20 protein-coding genes are annotated in these 15,592 nt (G+C 44.2%); 1 reads left to right on the top strand and 19 read right to left on the bottom strand.

From position 1 onward, the window contains the following. Positions 1-75: 75 nt before the first annotated feature. The 6 genes from aroB to AAC978_RS08180 all read right to left on the bottom strand — a co-directional run bounded on the left by aroB (position 76) and on the right by AAC978_RS08180 (position 4,860). A complete protein-coding gene (aroB, locus tag AAC978_RS08205) occupies positions 76-1,158 on the bottom strand; it encodes a 3-dehydroquinate synthase (protein ID WP_341547561.1) in 1,083 nt (360 codons plus the stop codon). After that, the gene (locus AAC978_RS08200) at positions 1,139-1,714 is read right to left on the bottom strand and encodes a shikimate kinase (protein ID WP_341547620.1); all 576 of its coding nucleotides are present in this window, start codon (positions 1,712-1,714) and stop codon (positions 1,139-1,141) included. Before AAC978_RS08200 ends, aroB begins: the two co-directional genes overlap by 20 nt. A gap of 13 nt (positions 1,715-1,727) precedes the next feature. After that, positions 1,728-2,876: a chorismate synthase gene (aroC, locus tag AAC978_RS08195; RefSeq protein ID WP_341547560.1), complete on the bottom strand. Its 1,149-nt coding sequence runs from the start codon at positions 2,874-2,876 to the stop codon at positions 1,728-1,730. Positions 2,877-2,888: 12 nt separating this feature from the next. Then, the gene (locus AAC978_RS08190; protein WP_341547559.1) at positions 2,889-3,353 is read right to left on the bottom strand and encodes a GspH/FimT family pseudopilin; all 465 of its coding nucleotides are present in this window, start codon (positions 3,351-3,353) and stop codon (positions 2,889-2,891) included. Positions 3,354-3,381: 28 nt separating this feature from the next. Further along, entirely contained in the window at positions 3,382-4,209 is an 828-nt protein-coding gene (locus AAC978_RS08185; protein ID WP_341547558.1) for a shikimate dehydrogenase, read from the bottom strand. A 120-nt stretch (positions 4,210-4,329) separates the two neighbouring features. Next, positions 4,330-4,860, bottom strand: a complete 531-nt coding sequence (locus AAC978_RS08180; protein ID WP_341547557.1) for a YqeG family HAD IIIA-type phosphatase — start codon at positions 4,858-4,860, stop codon at positions 4,330-4,332. A gap of 180 nt (positions 4,861-5,040) precedes the next feature. On the opposite strand from AAC978_RS08180, the gene AAC978_RS08175 reads away from it, so the two are divergent. Next, positions 5,041-5,952, top strand: coding sequence for a phosphatidylserine decarboxylase (locus AAC978_RS08175; protein ID WP_341547555.1), 912 nt, complete (start codon positions 5,041-5,043; stop codon positions 5,950-5,952). On the opposite strand, the gene AAC978_RS08170 is transcribed toward AAC978_RS08175, so the two are convergent. From AAC978_RS08170 to AAC978_RS08110, 13 genes are all read right to left on the bottom strand, one after another. After that, complete coding sequence (locus AAC978_RS08170; protein ID WP_341547553.1) at positions 5,919-6,254, bottom strand: branched-chain amino acid transporter permease; 336 nt, start codon at positions 6,252-6,254, stop codon at positions 5,919-5,921. The genes AAC978_RS08175 and AAC978_RS08170 overlap by 34 nt on opposite strands. A 27-nt stretch (positions 6,255-6,281) precedes the next feature. Then, on the bottom strand, positions 6,282-7,010 hold the full coding sequence (locus AAC978_RS08165) for an AzlC family ABC transporter permease (protein WP_341547552.1): 729 nt from the start codon (positions 7,008-7,010) through the stop codon (positions 6,282-6,284). Between the two features lie 46 nt (positions 7,011-7,056). Next, a complete protein-coding gene (locus tag AAC978_RS08160; protein ID WP_341547551.1) occupies positions 7,057-7,539 on the bottom strand; it encodes an Lrp/AsnC family transcriptional regulator in 483 nt (160 codons plus the stop codon). Positions 7,540-7,723: 184 nt separating this feature from the next. Next, positions 7,724-8,476 carry an RNA polymerase sporulation sigma factor SigK gene (sigK, locus tag AAC978_RS08155; protein WP_341547550.1) on the bottom strand — a complete coding sequence of 251 codons (753 nt, stop codon included), beginning with the start codon at positions 8,474-8,476 and terminating at the stop codon, positions 7,724-7,726. A 138-nt stretch (positions 8,477-8,614) separates the two neighbouring features. Next, positions 8,615-9,181: a hypothetical protein gene (locus tag AAC978_RS08150; protein WP_341547549.1), complete on the bottom strand. Its 567-nt coding sequence runs from the start codon at positions 9,179-9,181 to the stop codon at positions 8,615-8,617. A gap of 40 nt (positions 9,182-9,221) precedes the next feature. Then, on the bottom strand, positions 9,222-9,767 hold the full coding sequence (locus AAC978_RS08145) for a fimbrial assembly protein (protein WP_341547548.1): 546 nt from the start codon (positions 9,765-9,767) through the stop codon (positions 9,222-9,224). After that, on the bottom strand, positions 9,768-10,916 hold the full coding sequence (gene pilM, locus AAC978_RS08140; protein WP_341547547.1) for a pilus assembly protein PilM: 1,149 nt from the start codon (positions 10,914-10,916) through the stop codon (positions 9,768-9,770). A gap of 21 nt (positions 10,917-10,937) precedes the next feature. After that, entirely contained in the window at positions 10,938-11,999 is a 1,062-nt protein-coding gene (locus AAC978_RS08135; protein ID WP_341547546.1) for an Ig-like domain-containing protein, read from the bottom strand. Between the two features lie 22 nt (positions 12,000-12,021). Then, the gene (locus AAC978_RS08130; RefSeq protein ID WP_341547545.1) at positions 12,022-12,894 is read right to left on the bottom strand and encodes a carbohydrate-binding protein; all 873 of its coding nucleotides are present in this window, start codon (positions 12,892-12,894) and stop codon (positions 12,022-12,024) included. Positions 12,895-12,907: 13 nt separating this feature from the next. Beyond that, a complete protein-coding gene (locus AAC978_RS08125) occupies positions 12,908-13,444 on the bottom strand; it encodes a PilW family protein (RefSeq protein WP_341547544.1) in 537 nt (178 codons plus the stop codon). Beyond that, the gene (locus tag AAC978_RS08120; RefSeq protein ID WP_341547543.1) at positions 13,434-13,820 is read right to left on the bottom strand and encodes a type IV pilus modification PilV family protein; all 387 of its coding nucleotides are present in this window, start codon (positions 13,818-13,820) and stop codon (positions 13,434-13,436) included. Before AAC978_RS08120 ends, AAC978_RS08125 begins: the two co-directional genes overlap by 11 nt. A 17-nt stretch (positions 13,821-13,837) precedes the next feature. After that, entirely contained in the window at positions 13,838-14,359 is a 522-nt protein-coding gene (locus tag AAC978_RS08115; RefSeq protein ID WP_341547542.1) for a pilus assembly FimT family protein, read from the bottom strand. Positions 14,360-14,376: 17 nt separating this feature from the next. After that, positions 14,377-15,582, bottom strand: a complete 1,206-nt coding sequence (locus AAC978_RS08110; protein ID WP_341547541.1) for a type II secretion system F family protein — start codon at positions 15,580-15,582, stop codon at positions 14,377-14,379. Positions 15,583-15,592 lie beyond the last annotated feature (10 nt).

The raw sequence follows: 15,592 nt of genomic DNA, 5'->3' as shown, positions 1-15,592 counted from the left end.
TAGATATAAAAATATCTTCCACCCTGTCAATAAGGCTTTTATTGTCATACAGAACTCTTTGCAATATAAAGGATTCTACCTAATGACTTTCTTCCAAGCCCTCATGATCTCTTCATCCTTAGCATCGCGAACCACAATTGCTTGACCAATCCCTTTCGGTAAAACCAAGACCTTTTGTCCTTGATAGTTTTTCTTATCCGCTCCCATGAGATCAATCAGGATCTGGGGATCTTTCCCTTCGATGCTTACAGGCAACCCAAAACCCTTAAGAAGGTTTATCAACCGTTCCACCTCGGGATTGGACATCAATCCCCGTTCTTGTGCTAGATGAGCTGCTGCCACCATACCAATACTCACACCCTGTCCATGGGTAATTCCTTGATAGGCCATCTCAGCTTCAAGCGCGTGGCCAAAACTATGTCCGAAGTTAAGGAACATCCTCTTACCCTGCTCTGTCTCGTCCTCAGAAACTAGCTTGACTTTAATTGCTGAAGAGCGAGAGGCGAGCTCTTTGTATAGTTCTGGCTTCCGCGCCTTAATATCCTCCGTATGTCTTTCAATGAAAGAAAGAAGCTCAGCATCAGCGATAACTGCGTGCTTCACTGTCTCGGCAAGACCGTTGAGCATCTCCTCCCAAGCCAAGGTTTCTAAGGTGTTGAAATCGGTCCAAACTGCCAGAGGAGGATAAAAATCTCCCAAGAGATTCTTCCCGGCCGGATGATTCACGGCCACCTTCCCGCCAATACTGCTATCGACCATGGCCAGAAGTGTCGTGGGAATCTGCACATAGCGCATTCCCCGCATAAACATGCTGGCAAAAAAGCCAGCTAAATCTCCAATCACTCCGCCGCCTAAGGCTAAGACCACCGTCTTCCGGTCAGCGCCATAAGCGATTGCCGCGGAAGTTAATTCACTAATCCGTTCTAAGGATTTTTCCTCCTCACCTTGGGGTACGATCAAGGTATCCACACGAAAAGATTGGAGTCCCTTTTGCAACGAATCTAGATAAAGCTCAGCGATATTGGGATGAGTAATCACTAAAAGGTGTTCCCCAACCCCTACGCGGGTAGTCAAGTACTCACCCAGACCCTCTAGTCTTGCTCCCAGAAAAACGGGATAAGGCTTCTCTGATGCTACATCAATCCTCTGTCCCTGCATATAGCGAACCTCCTTCATAACGGTCAAATATTTCCCGAACAACTTCGTCGATCCCTTTATCTGTTGTATCAACAGTCCAATCTGCTTGATTATAGATGGGTTGCCTCTTTGCCCACAGCTCCTCAACGATTTGCCGGTCGCCCCTAAGCAGTGGACGATCATTCCGATAGCCAATCCGCTCATATATCTCATCTAGAGGGGCATATAAACCAATGATCACACCGCTCTGAGCCAAGTCCTGCCAATTCTCAGGATTTAAGACTGTCCCTCCACCTGTTGCAATGACATAGCCTTTTTGATCGGCTAGGCGCTTTACTAAAAGCCGTTCTTCAGATCGAAAACGGGTTTCGCCATGTCTGCGAAAAATCTCCGAGACAGTCATTTCAGTTAGCCTTTCAATTTCCACATCTGTATCAATAAATTCCCGACCTAAAAGTTTAGCTAGCCTCCGACCCACTGTACTTTTACCTGTTCCCATAAATCCAACAAGAACAACATTATCCTTAGGAGAATCGAGACTAGTACAATCTATACCGTTACTCATATTATTGCCCATATTATTGCCCATACTATTGCTCACTCACATATTGAAAATAATCCCGCCATGCCTTTTGCAACTCTTCCCAAGTATCTGAAGGGAACTTATCTACAACCGCCTGAAGAATCTCCCACGCCACCACATGCTGAAGAACAATCAGGGCTGCCGGAACCGCGCAGACATCACTACGCTCTACGCTAGCTTCCATTATCTCTTTACTCTCCATATTTACCGTCTGGAGAGGATTATAAAGGGTAGGAATAGGCTTCATGACCGCTTGAAGCACAATGGGCTCGCCATTGGTCATACCCCCTTCAATTCCCCCCGCATTATTGCTATAACGGAAATAACCACGACCGCCAGCATAGCCGATGGGGTCATGTACCTCTGACCCAAAGTGCTCTCCCGCTGCAAAGCCCATACCGAAGGAAACACCCTTCATAGCCTGCACGGATAACACAGCCTGAGCTAAACGCCCATCTAGCTTTCTGTCCCACTGTACATAAGAACCCAACCCAGGTGGTAGATGGTCCACCTGAACTTGTATGATACCCCCGAGGGATTCACCGTTTTTCTGTGCTTCTTTGAGCTGGGCATATAGGGCTTCCTCACTTTGAGCGTCCCCAACCTTCCATTCCGAAGCACTAACCCTTTCCCAGTGCTCAGGTGAATCCTCCACCTGAATTTGGATTTTCCCCACCCTAAGAACCTGCCCACGAATCTTCACCCCAAGTGCGGCCAAGATTTGCATGGCGACATTACCTACAGCCACTCGCATGGCTGTCTCCCGGGCACTGGCTCGCTCTAAGACGTTGCGGACTTCGGTTCGGTACTTCAGATGACCCGTCAAATCCGCGTGTCCCGGTCGAGGGGTCGTGACTTTGCGGCTTTCCAAGTCAGCGTCACTGTCCCAAGCCATCACTTTTTCCCAATTGGTCCAATCGCGATTAAGGATTTCCAGAGCAATAGGAGCACCCGTCGTGACACCACCCCGAATTCCCGAGAGAATAACGACCTGATCCTTTTCTATGCTCATCCGACCCCCGCGACCGGGGCCTTTTTGTCTCTCTTCTAAAGCCTTATCGATTAATTTCTTATCTATCTTTGCACCTGCCGGAACCCCTTCAAGGATAGCTACAAGCTTAGGTCCGTGGGATTCTCCAGCTGTTAAATAACGCATTTCTTGCCCTCCTCATTCTACTTCCTCCCGAACTCTGCCTGTAATCAAAGCCGTAATGACATTTCTCGTGCTTTTACCATTGGTCAGGGAAATCGTACCTGTCAAAGGAGGGCTGCCCACAAAACTGGTAGTACCCTCAGCAGAGAAACGAACCGTACTGGGACGATTGGCAAAGCTAATTTTCTCAGGAAGTGAACTATTCTTCACTAAGGATCCTTCTCGGTAAATTCTATAGGTGTTGTTACTTTCATAAAAACGGATTTCATACCAGGTATTTTCTGATAAGGCGCTGGTCCTTGCCTCCCGTAAATCTTGGATGATCTGAGTGCTAGCTAATGATAAATTGCGATTCTCCATCTGCACCGGTAGTTTCACCAATAAAACAAATCCTGCCCCCGCCAAAAGAGTCAGGACCAGAAGGACCTCCAGCAAGGTAAACCCTTTGGAGAGCATTTTGCTCCCCTCCATTACCTTCATCTCGACTCTCTCCTTCAGTCACAAGGCTTTATCTGATTGGCTTGCAGGCTGCATACAAAGCCCTTCTCATGGCTTCCACTGGCGCCTGATCCTCAAACCAAAACTCCCATGCATTCACCCCTTGATAAAGCAGCATATCGATTCCGTTGAGAACCTGGCAGTCCATGGTTTTAGCCGACTTCAAAAAGGGAGTTTCCCAAGGATTAAAGATAATATCCACCACTAGGCAACCTGGGCGTATGCCCTCAAGAGAAAAGGGGTAGGGTTCATTTTTCAAGCCAATACTGGTCGTTTGGATAAGGCAATCGGCTTGGGCTATCCACTCTCCCCATCCCCAAGCTTCTTGAGTGGCCTGTCCACCTTGTTCACAGACTCTTTGTGCCAGTTCCGCTGCCCGCTCTGGGGTGCGATTAAGGATCATTAGTTGAACGTTAAAAGGGGTCAGAGCCATAGCAATCCCTTTGGCTGCCCCACCGGCTCCCAAGATTGCAATCTTCTTACCTTTATCTAATTCCAGATGATCCTTAAGAGAACGGATAAAGCCCGACCCATCCGTGTTATGACCCAAGAGTCGATTATGCATCAGCTTCACCGTGTTCACGGCACCTGCCCGCTGAGCCTCCACAGTTAATTCATCCAGATAAGGGATGATAGCTTCTTTATGGGGAACAGTCACATTCCAGCCTGTAAATCCCAGAGCTTTAAGACCTCGTACAGCTTCTCCTAGGGCCTCAGGCTTTACTTCAAACTTTTGATAATCTGCCTCATACCCCGCTGCCTTATATCCTGCTTGATGCATGATGGGAGATAGAGAATGGGCAATGGGGTCCCCGATCACTGCGAAATGTTTCTCCAAGTCTATCCCCCCAATATTCGTACTTATAGAAAACCTAATTCCTCATGGTCACTAGTATGGATAAGCACAACGGAATGGTGTTCCCATTCCGTCATCGTTCATTCGTCATATAATTCCTTTTCAAGGCACTTTTGGACTATGAGGCTCTGATGAATCCCAACGTTTCATGAACCAGATCAACACTCGTTCCATCCTGCGTAATACTTTGGTACCCACAAATTCATGATCGCTAATGGGCAGAACCAATATGGTGTAAAGCCCCATCCGATTTCCGCCGAGGATATCTGTAAACAGTTGATCTCCGATAACAGCCGTATCAGTCGTGCCGGTACCCAAGATATTCATTCCCGCGCGAAAAGCCTTACGACGTGGTTTGGTGGCCCGATACACAAAAGGAATTCCTAAGCGATCGGCAACAACCGCTACGCGTTGTTTACGCTTATTATTAGAAACCACGCACGCCTTGATTCCAGCTTCATGAAGTTTTTTAAACCATGCTTCCACCTTGGGTCCAACTTCCAAGTCATTCCAGGGGGTCATCGTGTTGTCAAGATCTAAGATTAGTCCGCGAATACCATCCCTTTTTAGTACATCCATAGATATGCTGTCTAATGAATCCGCTTGAAAAGTCGGCCTGAAGAGATCAAACATACTTTCCTCCCCGACATGACATTTTTTACTTATTATATCCTAGTGTCGGATTCTGGGCAAGTCAATTAGGGCTTGCCCTGTGAAACGCGAAAAGATTATCTTTCGCCTAAGTAAAAGATTTGGCTCTGGTGGAATGGAAAAAAATATTATAAAATAGCCATTATAGGAGTTGAAAAATAGTTGATAAAATACTACGATCGCAAAACAAAAAACTATCAGATAGAGAAAGTAGCAGGAGAAAAAATGATCCGGTGGACCTATTCGTCCCCTGTAGGAATGAAGCTACTTGAAGCTGTTGTTAAGAAAAAGATGTGTTCCAGCTTTTATGGTTGGTATCTGGACCGCCGCATCAGCCGACGCAAAATTAATCCTTTCGTCAACAAATTTGATATGGATTTATCAATTGCCGAGAAAAATCTTAGGGAGTTCTCCTCATTCAATGATTTCTTTTACCGAAAACTAAAGCCCTCTGCGCGAAACATCGATCCTCAGGTGGACTCTCTGATCTCTTTAGGAGACGGCAAGCTCCTAGCTTATGAGCATATCGATTTAGATAATTTGGTTCAAGTCAAAGGCATCACCTATAGTCTAAAGGAGCTCATCAAAAACCCAGCTATTGCCTCGAAATATCGGAAGGGCACTTGCTTAATTCTGCGCCTATGCCCCACAGATTATCACCGCTTTCATTTTATCGATAGTGGCTCCTGTGAACCTTCCCACCGCATCAAAGGAGCTTATTACTCTGTGAATCCGATGGCTTTGCAAAGAGTACAAAAACTCTTCTGCGAGAATAAAAGAGAATGGAGCATTTTCCATTCCGATCATTTTGGCGATATTCTCCATATCGAAGTCGGTGCTACTTTTGTCGGGTCCATTATCCAAACTTATACCCCTCAACATAAGGTGACCCGTGGCGCAGAAAAGGGGTACTTTAAATTCGGCGGTTCAACAGTTCTTCTTTTCTTTGAAGAAAATAAAATCAAAATCGATGCCGATATCATCGAACAAACAAAGTTAGGCATCGAGACTTATGTTGTCTTCGGCGAGAAAATTGGCAATCAGGCAAACACGAATTGCACTAGCGCCATATAAAGCACTGTTCCTCCCCCGATACTCAGAAGTACATTCTTTTTCCATAAATGAATGACAACGATAAAAGCAATTGCTATCCCTTCGGGAAGCCCATAAGGGGCAGCCAGGAGGGATACATTTTTTAAACAGTACACAATCAACATGGCAATAGCCGCAAATGGAATCACATTCCCCAAATAGAGGATAAACGGCGGGGTTGCTCGGTTCGACGGGAAAAGTAGAAAGGGTAGCGCTCGAGTTAGAAAAGTCCCTAAAGCGATGATAGCGATAATAATCAATGATTGTTGCGCAGACAAAATCATGCCTTCTCCTCCATTCGTTGGTTATGTTCAACTTACCTCTTCGAGTTTATCGATAGTTTCCAGGTTAGTTAAGTTTTCTATAGGTCTCCTCAATAGGGTAAACACCAAAATGATCAGGATCATGGACGGGATAATAAAATTCACCGGGCCAAACACTAATAAGCAAAATACAGACGCGCCAAGACCAATCAGCGCAGGCGCATGCTGCTTCTGGGATTTCCACTGTTCAAGAAAGATAACCACAAATAAGGCTGTCATGACAAAATCAATTCCTTTAGTATTAAAGGAAACTAAAGAACCCAAAATCCCACCCAGTGCACAGGCCATAACCCAGTAACTCTGATTGAGTAGGGTAATGAAGAACATAAACCAGCCTCGATCCACACCCGGGGGAGGATTCGTTGCACAGAGTATGGAAAAGGTCTCATCCGTAAGGCCAAACATCAGGTAGGGTTTCTTACTGCCGCCCTCCCCGAATTTTCCTAAAAGAGAAAGTCCATAAAATAGATGTCTGGCATTAACCATCAAAGTCATGATAAATGCATTCAAGGGATTAAAGGCGATGGTGAGTAAATTAATAGCAACATATTGCATGGACCCGGCATAGATAAAAACACTCATGAGTAAGGCCCAGCCAAAATGATAACCCTTACTGTTGAGAAGTATACCAAAGGCCATGCCAAGAAACAGATAGCCTGTCATCACAGGCAAAGTATAGGGAAATGCCGCTTTCAGGGCTTTTGTTTTTTCCTGCATATAGATTATTCTCCTCATCTTCTCTGTTCTTTTCGTGCACTTGTCATTAACTTCCTTGATCGAGGTCTAGGGGTATGGTCAAAGTACGTTTATCGGTATTCATGACAATATTCGTTTCTACCTTGTCGACACCCGGTATCGCCATAATCGTGTCGATAATAAAGTCTCGAAAGGATGAAATATCCTTAGCGACGACTTTTAAGAGAAAATCACGGCTACCTGTCACAGTATAACACTCCAAAACATTCGGTATTTCGTTGATGGTTGCCAAGAAATTATTAGCTATTTCCCGATTTAACGGCGAAAGATTTACCATGGTAAAGGCAATTAATTCAATGCCTATTCTCTTCTCATCAACAAATACTGTGTAGTGCTGAATAACCCCTTGTTCTTTCAGATTCTTTGTCCGGGCTAAACAGGCTGAGGGTGATAAGCCAATCATCTTTGATAATTCTAAATTGGAAATCGACGAGTCCTCCTGCAAAGCATTAATAATCGCTTTATCAAAAGCATCCAGGGTAATATCCATCAAAAATTCTCCTTTTAGCAAATTTAACAAAATTAAATATCGTGATTTATTACATTACTATATAATATTCACATACATCTGGCAAGTACATCGTGATTCACTTATAATATTCATTAAAACTACGCAGCATAAAGCACAGCTCACAGAAGATATCTTCTATGGGCTGTGCTTTAGCATCTACACCTTATGATTTTCTCGGATCATGATCTTCCATCTGTTCCATTAGCTTTTGGATTGCCTTCTTCTCAATACGCGAGACATAGGAACGTGATATTCCCAAGGTCTTCGCAATTTCCCTCTGTGTTCGTCGTGGGCTGTTCATCAAGCCATAGCGTAATTGCAGAACGAGCCGTTCTCTTCGGGTTAAGTTCTTTACTTTATCTAAAAGCACCCGTTGCTCAAATTCACTTTCAATACGGTCCGAGATTGCTTCACCCTCGAAGGCCAGAACATCCATCAAGGAAATTTCATTACCTTCTTTATCCACCCCGATAGGATCATAAATGGAGACTTCTCCTCGGGACTTCTTCAGCGAACGCAAATGCATAAGAATCTCATTTTCGATGCAGCGAGCTGCATAGGTGGCTAGCTTTGTTCCTTTCCCCGAATCAAAGGTGTCTATTCCTTTAATCAGCCCAATAGTGCCAATGGAGATCAGGTCATCGCTATCTTCCCCTGTCCCATCAAATTTTTTCACTAAATGAGCTACCAAGCGCAGATTATGCTCCACAAGCTTATTACGAGCATACTCTGCTTTTGTTAGGTCCTTTGTGGTAACCTCTGGGTTTTTGCTTGCCCTTAGTATCTGTAAATAATGGGCTTCATCCTTCTCATTGAGAGGTTGCGGGAAAGCATTATTGTTAATATAAGAGACAAGAAGGGTAACACCCTTCAAGACCGTTAAGGCAACACTAACAACAAGGATTTCGGTCAACATATTTAAGCCACTCCTTTCGCGCCCTGTTTTAATACCTATGCAAAAGAAGGCCAATTTCTGCTTGACCCATCAATTCCATTGTGTTTTTAGCGAAAAAAACCTCAGCATTGCTGAGGTTAAATAGTATTCACTACCTTGTTATCTGCTCTGGGCATTTTTTGCTTGAGGCTCTTCACCGACCCTACTAGCATAAGCAATCAAGTGAATCTCGCCATGAAGTATCCCCTTGTCGTTGGTAAAATTCAATCTCTCCAAATTGAAGCGTTGCCCTTCCGAACGTTGGATATCATTTATCATGTTGATTATACCTTGTTGGGTGCCTAGACAAGTAAATGTCAGGGACTGGGTAACATAGGTATCCATGGTTTCAAGACTTTCAAAGGTTACAGTTTGGGGCTGAACCTGATTGATCTTGGCAAAAGTATATAGATCGACCACTAACTCCGGCTTATCTATCATTTGCGGAATCTGATCTCTTAGATTATTATACTCTTTCTCACGTTGGGCAACTTCCCATTCAAGAGAGGAGCTTTTCTCCCTATATCCCAGCAAGGTAGTATACCGGCTTTGCCTTTCGTCTACAAATCGTTGCAGCTCTTGAATCTCCGTCCATTTAGGTGCAAACAGATACGAATAATACCCATAGGCCAGACCTATAGTAATTAGGATCAAGAGTAAAATAAGCTGTCTAGTCTCTTTGCTCATGCTTTTCTCACTTCCAGGGTTTCTTTGCGTACTTTAGCGCCTATTGCTTAAATTTAAATTCCATATCAATGGTCTGTTCTTTATCTTCCAGAGATAGAGTATCAAGATCTTTCGTCTCGAAATAATCGGAACCCATCATTCCCGACCAAAAATTTGCTGCATCCACCGGTGAAGAAAAGGTTATGGATGCCTTGAAGGAATCATCCTTATCCATCGTAAAACTTACCAAGGTAGCACCGGTGGGTAGCTGTTGTTGGAGTCGATTCAGTACCTCACTAGGATTCTTGCGGCCCTCGGTGATCAGCCCAAGGATCTGTTCTTGAGCGTCTAACCGATTCTTAAGGGCTTCTAGCTTATAGACTTGTGTATCGATATCTTGTAAGGAAGCAATTTTTTGATTCAGAAGATCTGCTTCCAACGCTATGCGATACTCATAGAGCCAAGGCATACTGCCAAGAGCTGCTACAACCATCCCCACCCCTAATCCAGCCATGATACGCCTAGATTTTCGTCTGGCTGCCTTGAGGGGTTCCTTCTGCTTCTCTCGCCATCTCTGAGCGAAATTTAATTGTCGTCTGTCCTGCATTTAATCCTCCCGAGTTGCCAGTCCAAATAAACTTCCGTATTTCATCCATCGATCCGCAAAATTACTAGATTTCGACGTAAATTTCGGTTTCCAATCCTCGGGGAATCCCACTTTGGACTGAATGCCCATATTCTTTTCAAAAAGCTCTTCCAGGTTCTTATAATCCGCGCATTCGCCTGTGATATAAATCTTGTCCACGGATTTTCCATAGTGGCGGGATGCGAAGAAATTCAAGAAATCGGTGAGAGTATTGAATACCGGTGATAATCTTTCCTCTAATTCATTTTGAGCTACCGTCTCAGATGCGTCTATTGACTCGTTTGGTTCAATTGAATCAATTGATTCGTTCGATATTCCTAGTTCGTTTAGCTCAGCAGTCTCGCTTAACTCGCTAACTAATGCCAACTCCTCTGATTCGTCTGGCTCATTCACGCCACCGAGGGAAATCTCCATATCGGAATAAAGAAAAAAGACACCGTGCTCCATGAGCACAAACTCCACCCGGTCTGTTCCGAGATCAACAATCGCTAAATCCAATACCGGTGCTTGATTTTTCTTTTCTTCCCATCCGGACAAGTACCGATACAAACGACCTAGGCACTCCGCCGAAAAATCAGTGACCTTAGGAGCAAAGCCAATACTATCCCATAGCTTCCATTGTTTTTCCCATTCAAGTAGGGGAATGGCTACGAGAAGAACCCGCAGTCGTTTTTGCCCTTCTTCCTGAACTTTCTCCAAAATGCGGTAATCAACAATGTAATCGGAAATATTCACTGTAAAATATTGATCGACTTGCTCGGTTAATAACTTTTCCAAATCCTTATTGGACAAATCAGGGAGCGTTACCATCCGGGTAATAACCCCTGAGCAAGAAAACGTAATTCCCAGTTTTTTCAGCTGGACCTTATTGCACTTTAGCCAGCTCTTTAGAGCCTGAGCCTGCAAATCCCCAAGAGCTTTCTCGACCACCGCGGTGCCATCCTGATTCTCCACAATTGCGACAGGCTTATCCTCAGCTGGTATAAGCTCGCTTCTGTTTAACTCTGCCATGTGATAAACAGTTAGCTTCTTTTTATGACGAGAAATCTTGGCAACGATCCAGCGATTCTCGTTAATGACTGCAACCCACTTCTTTTTAATAAACACCATCTATCTCCTTCTTGAGATTCCTTAATTGACAACCTCTTTTTCCCAGATTAACCTTTGATCATCCGGTATAAGAACCGGTGGTTCTTTGACTGTGAGGCTCGTGCTGGCCGACTTACCCTGCAATGTAGCTGCAATCGTGGTCATTCCTGCGCCCTTACCCGTTGCAACTCCACTTGAAGCAATAGTGGCAATGTCGGTAGCAGTACTGGACCAAGTGACTTCGCTGGTGATATTGATTCTTTGATTGTTGGCATATATTCCGTAGGCATAGAAAGGCTTGTCTTGGCCAATCAAAACTTCGGCACCCGTTGGTGTTATCTCGATACGATTAAGAGACGCGGGTGCCATAACGACCAAGGTTGCCTCTGCGATTTTATCTTCAAGGGACGCAATGATTTTGGTTGTGCCAATGCCGACGCCTATGGCTTGGTTGCCTGTCATAGTCGCCTTGCTGGGAACCTCACTTAACCATCTTACTTGATCCGTGACATCAACTGCCGAGGACCTATTCTTATATTTTGCCGTAGCCCGATAGCTGACTGTTTCGCCAACCTTAATCGTTGTGCTGATCGGAGTCACACTGAGTGACTCGATGGTTGAAGCAGTGGGATCGCCGATATTAAATGAGTTAGAGCGAGCTTTGACATAGTACTGCTTGTTCTGCTTTTTTATTGTCCCCTCTACTGCGAGATGGACTCTTGCCTGTTCGCCATAGGAAAGATTGGAAAATGTAGTATAGCCATCTCTAGTGATATCTTTTTCACCGACTTCAATAGTAATACTACGCGTCTCATCAACCAAAAACAGCTTCACATCTTTAGCAGTGTGATTTTTAGCCCTACCGCCATTATTGATAATCGTTACATAAACTGTATACGATTTATTAACCTCTTTGTCTGAAATGACATCGTCATTCTTCTTCTCATAGGGTTCATCGTCAATAAGAAAGATAATCGGAGCGTGTTCATCATAGTCATCCTCATCGGGATCATAAGGCTGATAAGGTTTATAGCAACCGGAAAGAAATAATGAGATTACCATAAGAAGAGCTATAAGCCTTATCAGTTTAAAACTCTTATACATAACTGACCTCCCAATTGAAGAATTAATTGATGAGCTCCCATGGGTCACCTGACGCTGGTACTTTATTTATACTGTACCACTTAGCACGATACTGGTGTCCATTATAGGTAACCACATCGCCCGTATCGTAAACGTTGAAATTTCTCCATTCATTCGTAAGTTCCTGCCAAGGATTTCCCACGATTCCCGGTTCAGCATCTTGAGTCCAATATCTTGCTTCAAATTGCCTGCCGTTATGATAAACTATGGCATTTTCTTCATAAACGTTGAAATTTCTCCACTGATCTGTAACTTCTTGCCAAGGGGTGTATTGCCCGTTGTTATCTCTTGTACCGGGAATCGCCCCTGCATTGGCATAGTAACGATTATAAAAGGTTCTTCCATCATAGGTTATAAAGGTCATGCCGGGATAGGCAACACTAGGATTCCAAGCAGGATAACCAGGTACTGGTTCTTCGTCATCGTCATCGTCATCGTCATCGTCATCGTCATCATCACCATCATCGTCGTCATCTTCTTCGAATAGATATTCTGCTTCTTTTTTCCGAATCACATCATCATAGTTCGCTGTGCTCGAGATTAGGAACGAGTCTCCCTCAGGACTAACCTGCCAACTAATATCAATTACTCCACCTTGACCAAAGGGGTTATTTATCGTCTCAGGATTATGTTCCGGAAGTTCATTCTTCTTTTCAGAGTCCTGAGCTAAGATCACGGCTATTCCGTACTGGATTCCTGCTTCAGCCATATGATAGGCTATAATCCCTTTCTCCTCAGAGGTTGCTACCTTGGTATGGGACAGACCTGTTGTAAAAATAATTCCTGAAACCAAGAGCAAAACCATAATTGCAATGACTGCGGTTAATAATGCGGATCCTCGTTCTTTAACAGTCACACAGTCATCCCTCCTAATAAGCACGCGACCAAGTCAATAATTCATATTCTGAACCGGTGGAGTCGGTGGCTTTCACATAAATCCTTAATAGCCGACTAGTTTCTGGAAAAATCTCAATTATGTCAATATCATCGGCAATAAGATTCACTGAATTCGTAGCCTCGTCTCTGTACCACAGCTCCCTTTGCCCATGATTATAGTAAACCCGCGTTCCAGTCGGAAATGCACTATGATCACCGGCCAAGGCAGCCGGAGCTGGCTTTAAATTGATAAGACACTGTTGAGGATGATCGGGGGCTTGAGTATAGACACCATAGTTATATCCTTCTGCTCCCGTCGAGTAGTAGGTATAATCATTAAGCTTGATCTCATCAAGGATATGTACCATAGCTGTCCGAGCTTTTTGTTCAAGCTCGCTCTGATTGCGGGTAGCATTCATAAGGCTTAGCTCACCGTTAAAAATCTGCGCCACCATCATCATTAAAAAGCCAAAAATCACAATGGCCATCATTACTTCAAGAATTGTAAATCCCTTGTCTCTATTCATCATAGTTCACCCGATACGTCCTTAAGATCACAGGTTCAGGATCAATAGGTGAGCCATCAAGAAAAACCTTAACTTCAATCTGCTCAAGATAATCTTTAACATCAGGATTATCAGTAACCGGAACCGTTGTAATCTCATGTCTAAATCTCGTAAACGTCGGATATTCAGCGAATTCCCCTTCACTGAACTCTACACCCTCAGAGTATGCCTCCAGCAACCCCGCAGCATAGAATAGCATCTGTTGCCTCATCTGGCCCTTATTGAAGTACTTATGAGAGACCGCATCACTTTGCAAAACAAAGGTGATGCCGATCATAAAAATTGTGATAGCTATGACAACTTCTAATACGGTCATCCCCTGATCTTTAGGACCTCTCATAAAATCACCTCATTACCTCACGGCCAAATAACAGATATGCGACCGGTTTTCGCCTCAATACTCACCCCGACTTGTTGACTACTTGACTCGAGCCAAATCGTGCCCTGATTGGAAGCAAAACCTCGGTAGTTATAGGATAGCCCAAAGCCCAGCAGGGTGCCGCTTGCATCGTATACGGGCTGCAGCCAATCATCACGCTCCGGAGTATAGGCGAAACGTACATTCTGTTCGAAAGACCTTCTGTCTAACTCTTGATAATTCCCGCTTCCATCCGTGCCCTGTAGCACACGGCCCCCATCAGGAGTAACCACCAAGTAGGTGGTACGCCGATAATCCATTGCTAATTGCTTAGCATACTTTAATTCCGCGAAAATAACCTGTGCCGAATTCTCTAGCCGCAACTGTTCTCGTAACCCTTGGTACTTTGGCGCACCATAGGCCGCTAAGATGCCGATAATTGCTATGACGATCATTAGCTCAATCAGGGTAAAACCCCCAGTAGCATTTTTCCTGCTGCGTACTTGATTAAACAATTGCATAAAGCTTACTCTCCCTATCACTGTGCCCCAGTTGCCATACTAAAGATGGGTAAGGCTATAGCAATAATCATCCCTCCGGCAAAAATACCAATGATCACCGTAAAGATGGGTTCCACGAGAGCGATCATTCGGGAAAAACCAATCTCTACTTTTTTATCATATAAATTCGCCACTTCTTCCAGCATTTCTTCTAATCGTCCTGTTTCCTCCCCGATGGACATCATCTGAATAACTAAGGGATCAAAAAAAGCTTCTTGACCGAAGGCCAAGGACAGAGGTTCTCCTTTTACAATCTGTTCTCGAACGCGAAGAATGGCTAAGCGAGATACCTCATTGCCGACGATGGTTTCCATGGAATTAAGAATAGGAACGATGGGAATTGATGAGTGTAGAAATAAGGCAAAGGTCCGGCTAAATCGGGAAACAACCACATTGCGAATATTGCTGCCAAGTATAGGTAAGCGTAGCAAAAAAGCATCTAGATAGTAGCGATATTTAGGGATCTTAAATAACCGATACAAAGCCAAGGCTAACAGAATTACCCCAGTGAGCAGATAAATTCCATACTGGGTAATAAATTGTGAAGCATTGATGATCATCAAAGTGATTAATGGCAAACCTTGCTCATTCTCAGTCAACATGCCCATAATCTCCGGTAAAAGAAAGTTCATGAAGAATACTATGATACCAACGAGTACTGTTAAAAGGATTGCGGGATAGATCGACGCACTTTGGACCTTTTTGCGAATAAAGTTTTCCCGATGATAATACTCCGCCATGCTGTTCAACACCGACTCGAGGTTACCGCTTTCCTCCCCCACAGCCACTAGATTAATCAATAAATCTGGCAAGGCCCCTTTACAATCGCGCATAGATTGCGATAGGGACTCACCGCGATCTACCCCTTGAATGATGGTATCCAGCACGCTCTTCAGCTGTTTATCCTCCAACTGCAATTTAAGGACCTCTAGCCCCCGGACAAGGTTAGCACCGGAGCGGACCATCATGGCCATCTGACTGCAGAAAGCTGAAATCGATTCATATTTGACTTTAGTCACAATTTTGCGATTAAGTATAGCACTTAATCCCCGGGTCTCGACTAACTTAATGATCTGCCAGCCATTTTCCCGTAAATTACGTCTTGCGGCGTCATAATCAACAGCCTCAAAGGTACCTTCAATGATACTCAGCTGCTCATCAATGGCCTTATATTTATACTGCATTTTATACCCT

This window comes from Desulfitobacterium sp. THU1, assembly GCF_038181555.1.
Taxonomy (GTDB): Bacteria; Bacillota; Desulfitobacteriia; order Desulfitobacteriales; family Desulfitobacteriaceae; genus Desulfitobacterium.
Note: the sequence above shows the minus strand (reverse complement) of the source record. Positions and strands in the feature narration are given on the sequence as shown.

Coding starts and splice junctions, on each gene's coding strand:
- AAC978_RS08150 (WP_341547549.1), bottom strand. CDS start 9,181: ATGAGCAAAGAGACTAGACAGCTTATTTTACTCTTGATCCTAATTACT.
- AAC978_RS08135 (WP_341547546.1), bottom strand. CDS start 11,999: ATGTATAAGAGTTTTAAACTGATAAGGCTTATAGCTCTTCTTATGGTA.
- AAC978_RS08200 (WP_341547620.1), bottom strand. CDS start 1,714: ATGGGCAATAATATGAGTAACGGTATAGATTGTACTAGTCTCGATTCT.
- AAC978_RS08145 (WP_341547548.1), bottom strand. CDS start 9,767: ATGCAGGACAGACGACAATTAAATTTCGCTCAGAGATGGCGAGAGAAG.
- aroB (WP_341547561.1), bottom strand. CDS start 1,158: ATGCAGGGACAGAGGATTGATGTAGCATCAGAGAAGCCTTATCCCGTT.
- AAC978_RS08125 (WP_341547544.1), bottom strand. CDS start 13,444: ATGATGAATAGAGACAAGGGATTTACAATTCTTGAAGTAATGATGGCC.
- AAC978_RS08110 (WP_341547541.1), bottom strand. CDS start 15,582: ATGCAGTATAAATATAAGGCCATTGATGAGCAGCTGAGTATCATTGAA.
- aroC (WP_341547560.1), bottom strand. CDS start 2,876: ATGCGTTATTTAACAGCTGGAGAATCCCACGGACCTAAGCTTGTAGCT.
- pilM (WP_341547547.1), bottom strand. CDS start 10,916: ATGGTGTTTATTAAAAAGAAGTGGGTTGCAGTCATTAACGAGAATCGC.
- AAC978_RS08180 (WP_341547557.1), bottom strand. CDS start 4,860: ATGTTTGATCTCTTCAGGCCGACTTTTCAAGCGGATTCATTAGACAGC.
- AAC978_RS08170 (WP_341547553.1), bottom strand. CDS start 6,254: ATGATTTTGTCTGCGCAACAATCATTGATTATTATCGCTATCATCGCT.
- sigK (WP_341547550.1), bottom strand. CDS start 8,476: ATGTTGACCGAAATCCTTGTTGTTAGTGTTGCCTTAACGGTCTTGAAG.
- AAC978_RS08190 (WP_341547559.1), bottom strand. CDS start 3,353: ATGAAGGTAATGGAGGGGAGCAAAATGCTCTCCAAAGGGTTTACCTTG.
- AAC978_RS08120 (WP_341547543.1), bottom strand. CDS start 13,820: ATGAGAGGTCCTAAAGATCAGGGGATGACCGTATTAGAAGTTGTCATA.
- AAC978_RS08115 (WP_341547542.1), bottom strand. CDS start 14,359: ATGCAATTGTTTAATCAAGTACGCAGCAGGAAAAATGCTACTGGGGGT.
- AAC978_RS08165 (WP_341547552.1), bottom strand. CDS start 7,010: ATGCAGGAAAAAACAAAAGCCCTGAAAGCGGCATTTCCCTATACTTTG.
- AAC978_RS08160 (WP_341547551.1), bottom strand. CDS start 7,539: ATGGATATTACCCTGGATGCTTTTGATAAAGCGATTATTAATGCTTTG.